We start from the raw sequence: 16,811 nt of genomic DNA, 5'->3' as shown, positions 1-16,811 counted from the left end.
GTGCTGGAACAGGCTTTCAACGGGCTGGTGAGCGGTTCGTTCTACGCGCTGCTCGCCCTCGGCCTAGCCGTCATCTTCGGAATGCTGGGCGTGGTCAACTTCGCCCACGGCGCGTTCTACATGCTGGGGGCGTTCGGCGCGTTCGTCCTGCTGGACTCCTTCGGCGTGAACTTCTGGGTCGCGCTGGTCGCCGTGCCGGTCGTGCTGGGGCTCGCGGGCATCGCGCTGGAACGGCTGTTCATCCGCCGCCTGGCCCCACTCGACCCCCTCTACAACTTCCTGCTCACCTTCGGGCTGGCGCTGATCCTGCAGGATGTGGTGAAGCGCCAGTACGGGGTGCAGTCGCAGCCGTACCCGCGTCCCATGGGCGGCACCATCGACCTGGGGCTGTTCACCTACCCCGCCTACCAGGTGTTCGTGCTGGCCGTGTCGCTGGTGGTGTGCGGGGCGGTGTGGCTGGTCCTGACCCGCACCCGCGTGGGGATGATCGTGCGGGCGTCCACCGAACGGCCCGAGCTGACGCGGGCGCTGGGCATCGACGTGGCGCGCTGGGTGACGCCGGTGTTCGGGTTCGGCATCGCGCTGGCGGCGTTCGCCGGCGTGCTCGCCGCGCCGATGCGGGCGGTGAACCCGCTGATGGGCGCCGACCTCATCATCACCGTGTTCGCCGTCGTGGTGATCGGTGGGCTGGGGTCGGTGTTCGGGTCGGTCGCCGCCGGGTTCGCCGTCGGCCTGGCGTCCGCGCTGGGCAACCTGTACGTGCCCGCGCTGTCCCAGACCCTGGTGTTCATCCTGATGGCCGCCGTGCTCCTGTGGCGGCCGGCCGGGCTGTTCGGACGCGAGGAGGCGCTGTGATCCTCTCGAGGCTCGCCCGGCGGCCGGTGCTGCTGGCCGCCGGGCTGGCGGTGGCGCTGGCCCTGCCCTGGCTGATCTATCCGCCGGTGGCCATGGACATCGCCTGCTGGGCGCTGTTCGCCGCCGCCGTGGACCTGCTGCTCGGCTTCACCGGGCTGCTGTCGTTCGGGCATGCCGCGTTCTGGGGCGGCGCCGCGTACACCGCAGGTCTGGTCGCGCTGCACACCGGCCTGCCGTTCCCGGCGGCGGTGCTGGGCGGCGCGCTGCTCGCCGCGGTGCTGGCGGTGCCGATCGGCTACCTGTCGGTTCGGCTGCGCGGCATCTACTTCGCGATGGTGACGCTGGCGTTCGCGCAGATGGTGTACTTCGTCGCCAACCAGTGGCGGGACGTGACCGGGGGCGAGAACGGCCTGCAGGGGATCCCGCGGGAACTGTTCGGGCTGGACCTGTCCGACCCGTTCTTCTTCTACTACGCGGGCCTGCCGTTCGTCCTGGCGGGGTTCTTCGCCGCCTGGCGGATCGTGCGGTCGCCGTTCGGCCGCGTCCTGGTGTCGATCCGCGACAACCCGGCCCGTGCGCGCGCCCTCGGCTACCCGGTCGACCGGTACAAGCTGCTGGCGTTCGTCCTGTCGGCGGCGCTGTCGGGGATCGCCGGCGGCCTGTTCGCCATCAGCCACGGGTTCGCGTCCCTGCAGGAGGTGTACTGGACGACGTCCGGGCAGGTCGTGATGATGGTCGTGCTCGGCGGCATCGGCACCCTGTGGGGCGGCGCCGTGGGCGCGGCCCTCATCGTCGAGCTGAACGACCGGCTGGCCACGGCGGGGTTCCAGGAGACCGGCATCATCACCGGCGCCATCTTCATGGTGGTCGTCCTGGTCTTCCGCCGCGGCCTGTGGGGCACGACCCGCCACCTGCTGGCCTCACGCGGGAACACCTCTCCGGGGGACGACGCGCAGTCGTCGAAGAACGAGCCCGCGGAATCCGAAGCCCTGTCCGACGCCCGTACCTGACGGTGTGGCAGCGCGCGCTTGCGGGGTGACAAGCGCGCGCTGCGTCAGGCGTCTTGCGCCCAGGCGATGTGGCCGTCAGGACGAACCAGCGCCGCCCGTACACGAGACCACGCGGGACGGTTCGTTTCCGCGAGCGAGTCGTTGTGGACGATGAGTCCGTGGGGGACGGGTGTGTGCTGGTCGCGTTCCAGGGCCGTCAACGCCTCGTCGGTGGAGCCGGACAGTGCGAGAAGCACGTGCCGCCCCTGGCGAAGCAAGGAGAACAGGGTTTCTTCGGAGAACCTCAGGTCGGGCGCGCGGTGGCCGACGAGCGGATGGGCCGGGCCGTCCGGGGGATAGGCGACCGACAACCCTGACAGGCGTTCGGCCAATACGCGGGAGAACTCCGGCACCGTGGCGATGGTCTTGGCGAGGAAGGCACGCAGTACCTGTCCTTCGGGGGTGAAGGCGGACATCAGTGCGGTTTGGGCCTGGCTGGCCTCCAGCAGGTCCGCGCCGACGGGGTGGCGCTCACGGTTGTAGGTGTCGAGCAGTTCGTCGGGTGCGCGGCCCTGGGCGACGGCCGCGAGCTTCCAGCCGAGGTTGGTGGCGTCCTGCACCCCAACGTTGAGCCCTACGCCGCCCGTGGGGAAGTGCTGGTGGGCGGCGTCCCCCGCCACGAGCACCCGGCCCGCACGGTACCGCTCGGCCTGGCGGGTGGCGTTGCCGAAGCGTGACAGCCACACGGGGGAGTGCATGCCGAAGTCCGTGCCCGCGATGGCTTTCACCTTGGCGCGAAGCTCGTTGAGGGTGAGCTCCCCGGGATGCTCTGGGCGCAGGTCCTCGGGGGTGGCTCCGACCAGGCGGTGATGCCCGTCCGGCAGGGGCACCACCATGAGCCCGCCCGCGCCGCCGGCCGCACTGAACCCGAGTTCCGGGGGGTCGTCCAGGACGACGTCGCCGAGCCAGCCGTACATGGTGGCGGGAGTCCCGGGGAAGGCGATCCCGGCGGCCTCGCGGACGGTGCTGCGGACGCCGTCGCAGCCGACGACGTAGGCGGCCTCCAGCTCGTACGGGCCCGTGGGCCCCGTCACCCGGACCGTCACCGACTCCGCTTTCTGGACGAGCCCGTCCACCGTGTGGCCGCGCCTGATGTCCGCGCCCATGGCGACCGCGTGTTCTTCCAGCAGCTCCTCCGTCCTGGCCTGGGGCTGGACGAGGGTGAACGGGAAGGGCGTGTCCAGCACGGCGAACTGGAGCCGGCTGGAGAGGCCGCCGAAATGGCCGGTGGGCACGCGGATGGCGCCGGCGAGGAACCGCTCGTGGATTCCACGCGACGCCAGGATCTCGATGGTGCGCGGGTGCACGGTGAGCGCCTTGGAGTGGACGTCGCGTTCCGGCCGCTTCTCCAGGACGGTGACCTCGGCCCCGCCCAGCCGCAGTTCCGCCGCCAGCCACAGTCCGACGGGTCCGCCGCCCACGATGACGATCATGACTTTCTCCCTTGGTCGGTGACCAATTTCTGCTTCGCAGTAAACTAGGTCAGTGACCAAGAAGCAAGCGGGGAGACCGTCCGGGACGCGGCTGACGGCCGGCGCCGTGGTCCGCGCCGCGCTGGAAGTGCTGGACGACACCGGCTGGGAGGGCGTCTCCACCAGGGCCATCGCCGACCGCCTCGGCGTGCGGATGAACACCGTGCTGTGGCACGTCAAGAGCAAGGCGCGGCTGCGGGAACTGATGGCCGACGCCATCGTCGGCGAGATCTCACTGGACGACCTGCCCGGCCCGTGGGACGAGCGCGTCACCGAACTGGCCCGCCGCTACCGCCGGGCCCTGCTCGCGCACCGCGACGGCGCCCTGGTGGTCGCGGGCACCTATGTCCCCGAGCCCGGCACCCTGCGCTTCGCCGAGGCGCTCGTCGCCGCCCTCCTGGACAGCGGGGCGGCGCACCGCGACGTCGCGTGGACCGCCTGGACGATCATCTACCTCGCCCTCGGGCTCGTCCAGGAGGAACAGGGCGCGGAGGACGCCCTGGTGGACCGTCTCGCCCAGGCCGTCTCCGCCACGGCCTACCCCGCGCTGCACGAGGTCCTCGGGCACATGGACCGGCGGTTCGACGAACGCTTCGAGTTCGGTCTCTCCCTCCTGCTGGACCCGCTTCACTCACACGCCGTGTGAGGCTGAGCCGGCGCGGAGGCGGTGGAGGCGCAGGGCGAGCTGGATCTCCAGGGCGCGGTCGGGGGACTGCCAGTCGTCGCCCAGCAGGCGGCCGACGCGGTCGAGACGCTGGGTGACGGTGTTGACGTGGATGTGCAGGCGCTCGGCCGTCTTCGACAGGTTGCAGCCGCTGCCGAAGTAGGTCTCCAGGGTGTGGACGAGCGCGGTGCCCCTGCGGGCGTCGTAGTCGAGCACCGGGCCCAGCCCCGCGGTCAGGAAGCCGTCCACGTCACGGTCGTCGCCGATGAGCAGGCCGACGAAGCCGAGGTCCGCGGCGCCCGCGCCCTCCCCGTGGCGGCCCAACGCGAGCAGGGCCTCGGCGCAGCGTCCCGCCTCGCGGGAGGCGGCCGCCACCTGGCCCGGCCCGTGCACGGGCCCGGCCGCGCCCACGGTGACCGGTGCGTTGAGGGAGGCGCCCATCTCCTTGGCCACGCGCCGTGCCGCCGCCCCGGGGTCGTCGCCCGGCAGCATCAGCACGACCTCCCCGCCCCTGGACGCCGCCAAGCCGTGTTCCACCGTCGCGTGGGACGCGGCCCAGAACGCCGCGCGTGAGCGGTGGTCGGGCGACTCGTACCGGGCCGACAGCACCACGTGAGGCGCCTCCACGTCGACACCCACCCGCCTGGCGCGAGCCTTGAGGGCGTCGGCGTCGAACTCCCGGCCTGACACCAGGTCGTCCAGGAGGTCCCCCCGTACACGGCCCTCCGCCTCGGCCACACTGCGGCGGAACAGCAGCAGCAGCGCGGTCACCAGCGCGGCCCGTTCCAGGATGCGGCGCCCGTCGTCGGGCACCTCGTCCGGTACGCGCAGCACCAGCGTGCCCAACACCTCGTCACCGGTGGACACCGACGCGATCCACAGGTCGCCCCGCCGTACCGTGCGGCCCTGCGCGCGGATGTTGCGCGCCGAGGCCGTCACCCCGTGCAGTTCCTCGTCGGTGAGGACGTCGGCGTGGTCGCCCGCCGTGGCCAGGCGGCGTCCCTCCGCGTCCAGCACGTGCAGTGTCCCGCCCAGCACTTCCGTCACGACGGCGGCGACGTCCTCCACGCCGCCGCCCCGCACCACCAGGGCGGTCATGCGGTCGTGCGCCTGCGCGGCCCGCTCCACCGCGGTGCTGCGCGCGCGCACCTCCTCGTTGGCCGCGCTCAGCTCCTCCAGCGCGGTGCGGGTCTCCTCCAGCAGCCGCGCGTTGTCGATGGCCACCGCCGCGTGCGCCGCCAGTGACCCGAGCAGCGCCACGTCCTCCTGGTCGAACGGACGCTCCCTGCGGTTGGCCGCGAACAGCACGCCGATCACGCGGCCGCCCAGCCGCATCGGCACGCCCAGGATCGCGACGAGGCCCTCCTCGGCCACCGCCGAGTCGATGAAGTCGCGGTGGCGGAACCGCGGATCGCCCAGGTAACCGGCGCTGGTGTACGGCATCGCGGTCTGCGCGACCAGCCCGCCCAGGCCCGCGCCCATCGGCAGCCGCAGCCGCCGGAACGCCGCCGACACCGACCCGTCGGTCACCCGCATGTAGGTGTCGCCGCGTTCGTCGTCGTTCAGCGTCATGTACGCGGTGTCCGCCGACAGCAGCCGGCGGGCGCGGCGCACGATCGCCTCCAGCACCGCGTCCAGGTCGCGCAGTCCCGCCAGGTCGCCCGCCGTGTCGAACAGCGCCTGCAGCTGCGCCTCACGCCGCGCGTGCCGCCGCATCACCGCCCGCACCCGCAGCGCCGCCAGCTTGGCCGCCTCCAGTTCCGCCAGCACCTCCGGCCCGGCGCCCGCCGCGCGGGCCTCCACCAGCGGCCCCTCGAACTCCACCGGGGACGCCTCGCGGGCCAGCAACTCCAGGAAGACGGCGCAGGTCATGCGGGACATTGTGGGCGCCGCACCCGTTGCCGGTCCATCCGCGGCGGGCCGCTCGGTCAGTGGGCGGTCCATCCGCCGTCCAGCGTGATCGACGCCCCGGTGATCATCGCGGCCTCCGGGGCGCACAGGTACGCCACCGCCGCGGCCACCTCCTCCGGCTCGATCAGCCGCTTGATCGCGGTCCGTGCCAGCAGCACCTCGGCCGTCACCGCATCCGGCGACATCCCGTGCACCCGGGCCTGGTCGGCGATCTGCCCCTCCACCAGGGGAGTGCGCACGTACGCCGGGCACACGCAGTTGGACGTCACCCCGTGCGGCGCGCCCTCCAGCGCGATCACTTTGGACAGCCCCTCCAGCGCGTGCTTGGCCGCCACGTACGCCCCCTTGTAGGGGGACGCGCGCAACCCGTGCACGGACGAGATGTTGACCACCCGTCCCCAGCCGCGCGCGTACATGCCCGGCAGCGCCGCCCGCACCAGCCGGAACGGCGCCTCCACCATGATCCGCATGATGGCGGAGAACATCTCGGGCGGGAACTCCTCCAGCGGCGCCACGTGCTGGATCCCCGCGTTGTTGACGATGATGTCGGCCTCGCAGTCGCGGGCCAGCGCGTCCAGCTGCGCCGGGTCGGCCAGGTCGGCGACGCGGGCCGTCCCGCCGAGCCGCTCGGCCGCCGCCCGCGCCTCGTCCCCGCGCAGGTCCACGATCATCACCTGCGCGCCGGCCGCCGCGAGCCGTTCGGCGCAGGCCAGCCCGATACCGCCCGCGCCGCCCGTCACCAGGGCGCGCCGGCCGGTCAGGTCCAGATTCGCCACGGCTGCGGTCTGCGGGTGCACGCTCGTCATGCCGGAAACCTACGGACGCCGCCGCCCCGCTCCTATGGGGACGGCGAACACAATCCTACGGCGAACCATGTGGACGCCCCACTGCGTCGCGTCCCGTCCGGGACGGCACCACGCCGTTCGGGGGCCGGCCATGTGACGTTCGGGCGCGGCGGCTACGGTCGGCTGTGCCGACGAACGTGAGGGGTCCCATGACCGAGATCACCCATCGCCACGTCCAGTCCACCAGCGGCCTGCGGATGCACGTCGCCGAGGCGGGCACCGGCCCCCTGGTCCTGCTGCTGCACGGCTTCCCCGAATGCTGGTACTCCTGGCGGCACCAGCTCGTCGCCCTCGCCGAGGCCGGGTACCACGCGGTCGCCCCCGACCAGCGCGGCTACGCCCGCACCGGCGGGCCGTCCCGCGTGGACGACTACACCATCCTCCACCTGGTCGGCGACGCCGTCGGGCTGATCGACGCGCTCGGCGAGGAGCAGGCCGTCGTCGTCGGGCACGACTGGGGTGCCCCCGTCGCCTGGGCCACCGCGCAGCTGCGCCCCGACCGGGTACGCGGCGTCGTCGGCATGTCCGTGCCGCACCGGCCCCGCTCCTCGCGTCCCCCCGTGGCCGCGATGCGCGAGCAACTGGGCGAGGGCTTCTACATGGTCTACTTCCAGCAGCCCGACGTGCCCGAGGCCGAGTTCGACCGCGACCGCGCCGCCACGTTCCGGCGGCTGCTGTACGCCGCGTCCGGCGACGGCCCCGCCCTGGCGCCGATCGTCCCCGACGGCGGCGGCTTCCTCGACTTCTGCCCCGAACCCGCCGAGCTGCCCGGCTGGCTCACCGAGGACGACATCGCCGCCTTCGTCCGCGAGTACGAGGACGCGGGCTTCACCGGCCCCCTCAACTGGTACCGCAACCTGGACCGCAACTGGGAGCTCACCGCCGCCTGGCACCGCGCCCCAATCACGCCCCCGGCCCTGTACATCGCCGGGGACCGTGACCTCGTCGTCGCCGCCCCGGGCGCCCGCGACATCGTCGCCGGCATGAACGCGTTCGTCCCCGGGCTGCGCGACACCGTCTGGCTGCCCGGCTGCGGCCACTGGACCCAGCAGGAACGGCCCGACGAGGTCAACCAGGCCATGATCGAGTTCCTCGGCGCGCTGTAGTGTCGGTGGCGGAGCGTACGGTCGGGGCGTGAACCGCACCGACCGTCTCTACGCCATGGTCGAGGAGCTGCGGGCGTGCGCGCCGCGCCGGCTGAGCGCCCGTGAGCTGGCCGCCCGCTTCGAGGTCAGCGTCCGCACCGTCGAACGCGACATCGCGGCGCTGCAGCAGGCCGGGGTCCCCATCTACGCCGACGTCGGCCGGGCCGGCGGCTACACCCTCGACAAGAGCCGCACCCTGCCGCCCCTCAACTTCACCCCAGCCGAGGCCGTCGCGGTGGCGATCACGCTCAGCCGGGCGGCGGGATCGCCGTACTCGCGCGCCGCCCGCACCGCCCTGCACAAGATCCTCTCGGCGATGCCGGCACCCGACGGCGCCTCGGCCCGCGACCTGGCCGACCGCATCCGGTTCCTGGTCCCGATCGCGTCGGACGGGCCCGCGTCCGTGCCCGCCGTCCTGGAGGAGGCCGTGGCCGCCCGCCGCGTGGTGCGCCTGCTGTACGTCAACGGCTCCGGAACCACCAGCGAACGCGACGTCGAACCCGTCGCGTTCACCGCCGGCCACCACTCCTGGTACTTCCTCGGCTGGTGCCGCCTGCGCGGGGAGGGCCGCGTCTTCCGCATCGACCGGATCCGCCGCGCCACCCTCCTCGACGAGACCGCCCCCGCGCGGACCTTCGAAGAACTCGAATGCGACCGCCCCGCCGACATGATCGCCCGATCTCTGGAACTGGTCTGAAAACACCGACAGGGGGTTGTCGCGGACGCCGGAGAAAGTGACACGCGTACACCGAAACCGGCGATCACCGTGGAGGCAACCATGGCCGCACCCGCGTTCAACACCGTCACCTGGTTCCAGGTCGGCACCGACGACCCCAAGGCCGCCCGGGACTTCTACGGCGACCTGTTCGGCTGGACGTTCGACCCCGGCACCGGCTACGACCTGATCAGCTACCCGGGCGCCGAGGCGCCCAGCGGCGGCATCGCGCACGTGCCCAGCGCCGAGCAGAACTCCGCCACCTTCCTGGTCCTGGTCGAGGACGTGGCCGCCGTGTGCGCCCGCACCGAACGGCTCGGCGGCAAGATCCTCGTCCAGCCGACCACCACGCCCAAGGGCCTGGTGTTCGCCCACCTCCTCGACCCGTCCGGCAACCACTTCGGCGTCTTCACCCCGCCACCCGCCCCCTGACCCGCCGTTTCCCGGGCGGCCGGTCCCCCGGCCGCCGCGCGGACACCCTTCGCGGTAATCGCCGGGGCGCACCCACCCACGAGCACCTCAGTTTCCCCGGCCGCGACGTGGACGACGACCGCGTGCGCCGGAATCGTCCGTACCCGCAGGCGATCAGAGCGTCCGACGGGTGGTTCAGCCGCCTGCCGCGGCCTCGATCGCCTGCTTCATCTCCACCGCGCCGCGTTCCATCCGGATGCGGATCTCGGCGGCGCGCGCGTGCGGCAGCAACGGACGGACGCCATGGGGGCCGGCTCCTCTCAGGCACGCGCAGATGCCGATCAAACCTAGAGGTGGCCAGCACGGTGCGGCTGTCCGGGGAGGCGTGAAGCTGTGTGGATCGGTGGGGCGAGGGGGCTCCGAGGGGCCGCGGCCCTGCCCTGGGGGGACGGTCCTAGGGCAGGGCCGGGTGTGGGTTGGGTCAGCCGCCGATGTCGGAGTTCTGCGCGGCGGTGACGATCGTCGTGGCGTCCTCCGGCAGGAGGTGTCCGGCGTTCACCGATGCCTGCGTGGCCGCCCGGACCTTGGTCACGTAGTCGTCGTGCGTCGGGTACAGCCTGGTGAGCACGGGCTCGGCGGTGGGCGGGAAGTAGGGGTCGGACGGGTCGCCGTCGTCATGGCGGTCCCACGGGTCGGCGTCGCCGTTCCACGGATCCCGGGCGCCGTAGAGGCCGCAGAAGATGCCGCTGCCGCTGGTGTCCCGCATGCCGGTGAGCGTGCGGGTCGGGACCGTGACGTCCGGTAGCCGGATGCCGCCGGTGGCCAGGCCGGTGCTCGGGTCGCGCAGGTCGGTGTTCAGCGCCGGGCCGCTCGGCGGACGCGCACCGCCCTGGGCCCAGCTCGCCAGATGCCGCAGCGCGGCGTTCATCGAGTAGTGGCCGGGGCCGTCGTTGAACGGCGCCGAACCGGAGGCGCAGTCCGGCTGCGGCGCGGCGGAGCCGGCGGACTTCCTCAACGTCGGATCACCGAGGTCGTAGGCCCACTGGTCGCCGTGCGCGGTTCCCGCCAGCTCCCAGCGCACGATCCGGTCGGTGTCCGGCTGCCGGGCGTCGGACGCCCCGGGGATGTCGGTCTCGGTCAGCACGACGAACGTCGGCTCCGGCCGGTCGGTGCGAATGCGGGACGGGTTCGGCATCCACAGCACGTCGGCCAGGCTGCCGCTGATCGGCGAGGCGACCGCGCTGTTGCTGTGGATCATGAAGCCGTCGTAGACGCGGGACACCGGCTGCACGGCGTTGACGTAGGTCGTCATGAAACCGGCCGACTGCGACTCGCCGTCGGCGAGCAGTGTCCTGATCCGCAGCCCGCCGAGCGGGTCGGGTCCGTCCGGCGTGCGCAGCGCCTGCCCGGCCTGGGAGAAGATGTCGTAGGAGTAGGCGTCGCCGGGGTGGACGAGGCCGCCGTACCGCGCCGGGTCCCAGCCCTTGAGACCGCGGATCTGGCCGAGGCCGCCGTTGACGCCGACCGACTGCGCCGAGACGCCGACCCACGCGTAGCCCTTGCGCAGCAGCTCGTCCCGGGTGAACCAGTAGTCGGGGGAGAGTTCGAGCTGGCCGCTGACGTTGAGCCACTCCACCACGACGGTGCCGTTGAACCTGGCCGGGTCGGTGGGCCGCCGGACGAGCAGCCGGGTCTTGTAGGCGGCCCGGCCGGACGTGCGGACGGCCCACCGGCCGTCGGATGTCCAGATGCCGGACTTGGCGTAGGACGTGGCGGTGCCCGCGATGAAGTACTCGCTCTCGGTGTATCCGAACGAGCCGAGGTCCTCCGCCGCGGCCAGGAACGGGAATCCGTGGTCGCCGGCGGGCGGGACGGTGATCGTCGGGTTGGCGGCCGCGGCCCGGGCGGCCGGGACGGTGGGCGGGACGCCGAGGAGGAGGGCGGCGGCCAGCACCGCCCCCAGCGCCGCCGCAGCGGCTCGCCGCCACGGGAACCGGACAGGTGTGCGCACGGGGTTACCTCCCTGAGCGGATGACGGGGGAAGCACAGTGTGATTTGCGGGCACCGGCCCGGAATCGGCGAAATCACCGGCGCCCGCCAGGCCGGCGCCATGACGCCCCTCGGCCTGCGCAGCAATGCCGCCGAGCCACGTCATGTTACATAGAGTGATGTTCTGGATTCGGACAGCACGCATCAGGGTGAGGTGTGGCCCAGCCTTCTGGAGGCAACACGGCCGGCCACGGGTGAGAGCCGCGACAGGACGACCGACCGAGGAGAACCCCCATGGGCCGAAGCGCGACTCCCGTCACAGGCGCTCCCGGCAGTCCGCGTGGCCGGGAGCCAGGCCGCAGGGCGCGAAGGCTCGCCGCCGTGTTCCTGCTTGGCCTCATCGCGTCGGGGGCGTGCGGTGCGAGTGCGCAGCCCGTCGCCGGGGCGGCGGGGGCGCGGCCGTCCTGCCCGCACACCCTGGTGGGCGTGGCGCATCAGGATGACGACCTGCTCAGCCTCAACCCCGCGATCCGCGACCTGATCCGGGCGGGCTGCCCCGTCAGCACCGTGTACCTGACCGCGGGGGACGGTGAGCGCGGTGCCGACTTCGTCGCCAACCGTGAGAACGGAGTCCGTGAGGCGTACGCGGCGATGGCGGGAGCCCGGAACCACTGGTCACCGCGGCCCGTCCAGGTCGGCGACCGCACCCTTCGCTCGTACCGGCTGCTCCGGCGTGAGGTGCGGCTGACGTTCATGGAACTGCCCGACGGGCGTCCCGCAGGAGACCGTCACCCGAGCCTGCTCGGGCTGTTCACCGGAGCCGTGTCCCAGATCGGCCCCCTGAACGGAGGCCGCGCCTACAACGAGGCGGAACTGCTGGCCACCCTCGATCAACTCGTCGTGCGCTGGAACATCGGGCGGATCCTCACCCTGGACCCGGACAACACCAGGTTCGGCTACGACGGCTGGCGCACCGGCGGCGTCGACCACAGCGACCATGGCGTCACCGCCCGCTACTTCCGGAAGGTCGCCTATCGCCGAGCGCTGCCGGTGCGGACCTACCTCGGCTACACCATGTCCAAGTACACGCCCAACCTCACCGGCGGCGACACGACGGACAAGACCCGGTTCGCCAGGCTTTACCACAAGTACGAACTCTGCGGCACGACCCGCTGCCTCGACCCTCCCGAACCGTCCACGCTGCCCGAGGACTACTCCAACTGGGTCGCCCGGCAGTACCCCACGGCACACCGGCCGCCGAACGCCGGAGAGATCGTGTCCCACATCGGCGACCGCGCCACCGACAGGGAGCACTCCGAACTCTGTCTGGACGTCGACCACGCCACCGGCCGGGTGCGCACCCTGCCCTGCGACGGCACGTCTAGCCAGCAGTGGACATTCCTGCCCACCGGCCACATTGCATCGGGCCCGTACCGCACTCTCTGCCTCGACGCCGGAACGGACGACGTCACCGCGACCCGGTGCGCTTCCGGAGCACCGCAGCAAATCTGGCAGACCCGCTCGGGAACCATCTCCTCCATGCGCCGCTGCCTGTGGCAGGACGACGCCGCGCGCAAGACCCCTCGCCTCCGCCTGACACCCTGCCCGCACACCGCCGAACCGGAAACCAGCTGGCAGTGGCAGGCTCCGCGCGTCCGCTACCCGGCCGGTGAGTGATCGTTCGCCGCCGCGCGCGGCCCCTCGCTGTTCAGAACGGCCTGGCTGTTGTGCGGGGACCGGCACCTGGCCGAGGACCTGGTGCAGACGACGCTGGGAAGGCTGTACACCTCGTGGCGGCGCGTGCAGCGCGCCGACAACCCCGCCGCCTACGCGCGCACCGTGCTGACGCGCGCCTATCTGTCGCACGTCCGCAAGCACAGCAGCAAGGAGACGCCGTGGCGGCGGCTGCCCGAGGCGGCCGCCGCCGACCACGACCAGGCGTTGCGGGTGACGCTGCTGAACGGGCTGGCCCGGCTACCGGCCAAGGACCGCGCCGTGCTCGTCCTGCGCTACTGGGAGGACCTGAGCGTGGAGGACGTGGCGTCCGAGCTGGGGCTGAGCAGCGGGGCGGTGCGCAACCGGAGCATGCGCGCGCTGGGCAGGGATGCGCCACCGCGCCGGCATCGCCGTCTCGGCGGTCACCGCCGTCGCCGCCGCCACCGGTGGCGTGGTGGTGCTCGGCACCGGCGGCGACCGGCCCGGGACGACGGTGACACGGCCGCCCGCCGTGCGGCTGGTGAGCGCGCAACAGGTGCTGGGCCGGGCCGCGCAGGCCGCGGAGTCGCGCCCGGCGGTCAGGCCCCGCCCCGACCAGTGGTGGTACACCAAGGCGGTCGAGACCGGGGCCGCCGCCGAACACGGGCCCAAGCCGCACTTCTCCGAGGACTGGATCAAGCTTGACGGCACCCAGGACGCCAGTCTCCTGCGCGGCAAGCTGGTGATCTACCGTCACACGGGCATCGGGGCCAAGCGCGCCAGGGCCGAGCACGACCGCCTGGTGTCGCTGCCGGCCGACCCCCGGAAGCTGCGCTCGATCATCTACAAGGAGGTCGACGCCATGCCCGCCCGCGATTGGATGGTCCCCGACCGGGACGGCCAGGCGTTCGGCAACGCCGCGCAGATGCTGTGGGACGCCCCGGTGACCATGCCCCCGGCGACCCAGGCCGCCCTGTACCGCGTGCTGGCGACCATTCCCGGCGTGCAGATCGACACCGGCGTCAGGGACGGCGCGGGCCGTCCCGCCATCGCGTTGTCCCGGGGGTTCGGCGAGCAGTTCCTGATGGACCCCGTGACCTACCAGATGGTGGCGCGGCGGACCGTCAACACCGGCCGCAACGTTCCCAGGTCGGCGCTCGACGGCCGCGCCGACCCCCGCTACAACGTGCCCAAGGGCACGATCATGAACGACCTCACACGCGTCGTCACCAAGCTCGTCGACCGTCCCGGCCAGCGGTAGCCCCCGTGCGTGCGAGCAGGGCTTCGCCGGGCGAAGCCCTGCCGCTGGGCGGCGCGGTCACCACGATGCCGCCGGTCCCGCACCGTCCGGGACGCCTCGGTGGCCGTCGAGGCGTCCCGGCACCCGATCAGTTGACGCGCCGCAGATACCTGCCGGTGTCCACCAGCCACCCGACGCTCAGCGCCTTGGGCGCTCCGGGGACGTAGGAGCCGACGAGGTGGTACTGCACGTCCTTGCCGGGCTGCTGGAAGGCGGGGGCGGCGGGTCCCGCCTCCACGTCGAACGCCTTGACCACGCGGTAGACGTGGTAGTTGCAGACGTGCTCCGGGTCGGCGGGGTTGGTGTTGAGGCTGTCCGGCGGCAGGGCGCGCCCGCTGAAGCTCGCGCCGGCGCGGGCGAGGAAGGCGCCGCGCTCGGAGCCGAAACGGTCGAGGTACTGGCCGGCGCGGAGGGTCACCCGCCTCTTGGCCGGACGGCCGTTGATGACGTCGCCGTCGTGCGCGAATCCGTCGTCGGGCGGATACCTCCAGCCCATCGGCTGGGCGGTCTCGTCCCAGTACCGGTAGAGGAACCGGTTGGGCGACAGCCCGCCATAGCGCTCGTAGCCCTCCAGGATGCGTCCGAGGGGACCGGTCTTCGGCAGGTACTTCGGCCCGAGCCGCCGGTCGTCGTCGATGTAGGGCGGGCCGCACACCTGGTCGTCGCGATGGTCGCGGGTCGAGACCTGGGCGGCCACCGCCGTGCGGGGCGAGGTGCGGTCGGCGGTGTCCGCCCGGACCGGTGCCGCGACCGGCACCAGCGCGGCGGCGGAGCCCACCGCCATGGCCAGCGCGACACGTCGTCGGAAATCACGCATGAATTCCCCTTGTGCGTTGTCGAGTTCGGTCTGAATTCTGGAGGCCGCCGATGGAACGGAACTCCGGAACGCGTGGTCACGCGCGCTCGACTTCCGGGGAAGAAATTAACCGAACAGCCTGCACAAGCGGAGCAACTCGCGCGCCGGTCGATGTCACGATAAAGCAAAAGCCCGGGCGGAGACCGATAAAAAGGAAATAGCGGTGAAGGTGGCAGAATGGTGGCGCGGAGGGATTAATGGAGCAGACTTTCCCAACTGGTCGGCCGATCGCCCGCGTCGGCCGACGTCGAACCGGCGCCCCAGAGTCGGGGGTCGGCGGCCCTTGTCGTCCTGGAGGTGAAGGGCGGGCGGCCATCTCCGGCCGCCTCTTGACGGGCGATCAGATGTGAGTTCTTCTCACGTTCATGGATGATCTCCGCCCCCCGCATCGCCTCCGCCCGGCGGTCCGCCGCCTCGCCCGCCGGGCCGCCGCCCTCGCCACCGCCGCCGCGCTCACCGCCGTGCTCCCCGTGACCCCGGCGTCGGCCGGCCGGGCGGAGGAGCTCACCCTCAACCGGATCCAGAGCATCGGAACGCACAACAGCTACCACGCCGAGCCCAACGCCAGGGAGTTCGCGCTGATCTCCGCCTTCGCCGGGACGCAGGCCAACGGGCTCCAGTACACGCACGTTCCGCTCGGTCGGCAGTTCGCCGGGCAGAACGTGCGGCAGATCGAACTCGACATCTGGGCGGACCCCGACGGCGGACGTTTCGCCCGGCCGCTGATCCGGCCGCTGACCGGCCAGTCCCTGGAGTACGACCCGCGCATGCGCGAAAAGGGCACCAAGGTCCTGCACATTCGCGACATCGACTATCACAGCACGTGCGTGTCCTTCGTCGAATGCCTGACCGCGGTGCGCGACTGGTCGCGGGCCAACCCGTCGCACGTCCCGATCGCGATCCTGGTGGAGTTCAAGGACACCCTCGAACTGTCGCTGCCCGACTCCTTCCCGCTCCCGCCGTACCGGTGGACGCGAGCGCGCATGCTCGGCCTGGAGGAGGAGATCCGCTCGGTCTTCTCGGCGGACGACCTGATCACTCCGGACGACGTCCGCGATGACGGCCTCACCCTCGAACAGTCCGTCCTGCGCAACGGCTGGCCTTCGCTGGACGCGGTCCGGGGCAAGGTCATGTTCCTCATGGACAACGCCGGCTCGTACCGCGACCGCTACGTCGAGGGCAACCCCGGCCTGGAGGGCCGGATCCTGTTCACCAGTTCCGAGCCGGGGCGGCCCGACGCGGCGTTCGTCAAGCGCAACGACGCGGTGGGATCGGCGGAGGAGATCAGGTCGCTCGTCCGCAGCGGCTACATCGTGCGGACCCGCGCCGACGCCGACACCGCCCAGGCCCGCAGCGGCGACACCTCCGTCCGCGACGCGGCGCTCGCCAGCGGCGCCCAGTGGGTCAGCACGGACTATCCGGTCCCCGGCATCGCCGACCGCTTCGGCACCGGCTACTACGCCGCCCTCCCCGGCTTCGCCGCCGCCCGCTGCAACCCCGTCCTCACCTCCGACGGCTGCACCGTCACCTCCCCTTGACGCGCAACGGCGTGCCGCCCCACACCGTCGTCGGCCGAGTGCGCCCGGACCACGTGAATATGGGTTTGAGCTGCGTATTCTCACGACATGACGGGTATCGCCCATGGTGGCGGCAGAGGGCGCCCGGCTCGTCTGAGAAGGGGCAAGGGCACCGGGCGCCCCCGCCGTCCGTGGAATACCACCTGTGGGTGCTCAGGGCCGCTCAGCCGGACGCGCCGGAACGGAGGCGGGCGGGGCCCGGACAGGCCATGGATGATCGACGACCTTCTTCCAGCGTCCGCCGGCCGCGGCGGCGGTCAGGCGCCGCGGGGTCGCGCCGGGCAGAGGCGGTCGTGACGGCGGCGGGGCGCGTGCCCTGGACGGCAC

14 protein-coding genes and 1 pseudogene are annotated in these 16,811 nt (G+C 72.4%); 10 read left to right on the top strand and 5 right to left on the bottom strand.

The annotated features are described in order from the left end of the window. Together ABD811_RS15195 and ABD811_RS15190 are read left to right on the top strand one after the other, a co-directional pair. Entirely contained in the window at positions 1 to 855 is an 855-nt protein-coding gene (locus tag ABD811_RS15195; protein WP_344947104.1) for a branched-chain amino acid ABC transporter permease, read from the top strand. Next, a complete protein-coding gene (locus ABD811_RS15190; protein ID WP_344947101.1) occupies positions 852 to 1,865 on the top strand; it encodes a branched-chain amino acid ABC transporter permease in 1,014 nt (337 codons plus the stop codon). The genes ABD811_RS15195 and ABD811_RS15190 overlap by 4 nt, the downstream gene beginning before the upstream one ends. A 44-nt stretch (positions 1,866 to 1,909) precedes the next feature. Here the strand turns inward: ABD811_RS15190 and ABD811_RS15185 are convergent, their stop codons facing one another. Further along, a complete protein-coding gene (locus tag ABD811_RS15185; RefSeq protein ID WP_344947098.1) occupies positions 1,910 to 3,337 on the bottom strand; it encodes an FAD-dependent monooxygenase in 1,428 nt (475 codons plus the stop codon). A 52-nt stretch (positions 3,338 to 3,389) separates the two neighbouring features. Between ABD811_RS15185 and ABD811_RS15180 the strand changes: the two genes are divergently transcribed. Then, entirely contained in the window at positions 3,390 to 4,022 is a 633-nt protein-coding gene (locus ABD811_RS15180) for a TetR/AcrR family transcriptional regulator C-terminal domain-containing protein (RefSeq protein WP_344947096.1), read from the top strand. Here ABD811_RS15180 and ABD811_RS15175 read toward each other — a convergent pair. Together ABD811_RS15175 and ABD811_RS15170 are read right to left on the bottom strand one after the other, a co-directional pair. Next, positions 4,008 to 5,984, bottom strand: coding sequence for a helix-turn-helix domain-containing protein (locus ABD811_RS15175; RefSeq protein ID WP_425549409.1), 1,977 nt, complete (start codon positions 5,982 to 5,984; stop codon positions 4,008 to 4,010). The two genes, ABD811_RS15180 and ABD811_RS15175, sit on opposite strands and share 15 nt — an antisense overlap. Then, a complete protein-coding gene (locus ABD811_RS15170; protein ID WP_344947090.1) occupies positions 5,969 to 6,757 on the bottom strand; it encodes a 3-hydroxybutyrate dehydrogenase in 789 nt (262 codons plus the stop codon). The genes ABD811_RS15175 and ABD811_RS15170 overlap by 16 nt, the downstream gene beginning before the upstream one ends. A gap of 188 nt (positions 6,758 to 6,945) precedes the next feature. Here ABD811_RS15170 and ABD811_RS15165 point away from each other — a divergent pair, with 188 nt between their 5' ends. The 3 genes from ABD811_RS15165 (at position 6,946) to ABD811_RS15155 (ending at position 9,088) form a co-directional block, all read left to right on the top strand. Beyond that, positions 6,946 to 7,902 (top strand): alpha/beta fold hydrolase, encoded by a 957-nt coding sequence (locus ABD811_RS15165; protein WP_344947087.1) that lies wholly within the window; start codon positions 6,946 to 6,948, stop codon positions 7,900 to 7,902. A 28-nt stretch (positions 7,903 to 7,930) separates the two neighbouring features. Then, positions 7,931 to 8,638: a helix-turn-helix transcriptional regulator gene (locus ABD811_RS15160; protein WP_344947085.1), complete on the top strand. Its 708-nt coding sequence runs from the start codon at positions 7,931 to 7,933 to the stop codon at positions 8,636 to 8,638. 81 nt (positions 8,639 to 8,719) lie between these two features. Then, positions 8,720 to 9,088 (top strand): VOC family protein, encoded by a 369-nt coding sequence (locus ABD811_RS15155; protein WP_344947082.1) that lies wholly within the window; start codon positions 8,720 to 8,722, stop codon positions 9,086 to 9,088. 460 nt (positions 9,089 to 9,548) lie between these two features. Here ABD811_RS15155 and ABD811_RS15150 read toward each other — a convergent pair whose 3' ends face one another. Beyond that, complete coding sequence (locus tag ABD811_RS15150; RefSeq protein WP_344947079.1) at positions 9,549 to 11,078, bottom strand: alpha/beta hydrolase domain-containing protein; 1,530 nt, start codon at positions 11,076 to 11,078, stop codon at positions 9,549 to 9,551. Between the two features lie 464 nt (positions 11,079 to 11,542). Between ABD811_RS15150 and ABD811_RS15145 the strand changes: the two genes are divergently transcribed. The 3 genes and pseudogenes from ABD811_RS15145 to ABD811_RS15140 all read left to right on the top strand — a co-directional run bounded on the left by ABD811_RS15145 (position 11,543) and on the right by ABD811_RS15140 (position 14,012). After that, positions 11,543 to 12,733 (top strand): ricin-type beta-trefoil lectin domain protein, encoded by a 1,191-nt coding sequence (locus ABD811_RS15145; protein ID WP_344947076.1) that lies wholly within the window; start codon positions 11,543 to 11,545, stop codon positions 12,731 to 12,733. A gap of 15 nt (positions 12,734 to 12,748) precedes the next feature. After that, positions 12,749 to 13,147: pseudogene (locus ABD811_RS43995) on the top strand (SigE family RNA polymerase sigma factor); the annotation flags it as partial. A gap of 13 nt (positions 13,148 to 13,160) precedes the next feature. Then, positions 13,161 to 14,012 (top strand): CU044_5270 family protein, encoded by an 852-nt coding sequence (locus ABD811_RS15140; protein WP_344947073.1) that lies wholly within the window; start codon positions 13,161 to 13,163, stop codon positions 14,010 to 14,012. Positions 14,013 to 14,139: 127 nt separating this feature from the next. On the opposite strand, the gene ABD811_RS15135 is transcribed toward ABD811_RS15140, so the two are convergent. Further along, complete coding sequence (locus tag ABD811_RS15135) at positions 14,140 to 14,868, bottom strand: TNT domain-containing protein (RefSeq protein ID WP_344947070.1); 729 nt, start codon at positions 14,866 to 14,868, stop codon at positions 14,140 to 14,142. 404 nt (positions 14,869 to 15,272) lie between these two features. Between ABD811_RS15135 and ABD811_RS15130 the strand changes: the two genes are divergently transcribed. Beyond that, the gene (locus ABD811_RS15130; protein ID WP_344947067.1) at positions 15,273 to 16,445 is read left to right on the top strand and encodes a phosphatidylinositol-specific phospholipase C1-like protein; all 1,173 of its coding nucleotides are present in this window, start codon (positions 15,273 to 15,275) and stop codon (positions 16,443 to 16,445) included. Positions 16,446 to 16,811 lie beyond the last annotated feature (366 nt).

Source organism: Actinomadura miaoliensis (assembly GCF_039536785.1).
Taxonomy (GTDB): Bacteria; Actinomycetota; Actinomycetes; order Streptosporangiales; family Streptosporangiaceae; genus Spirillospora; species Spirillospora miaoliensis.
This window is presented reverse-complemented; position numbering and strand designations above follow the sequence as displayed.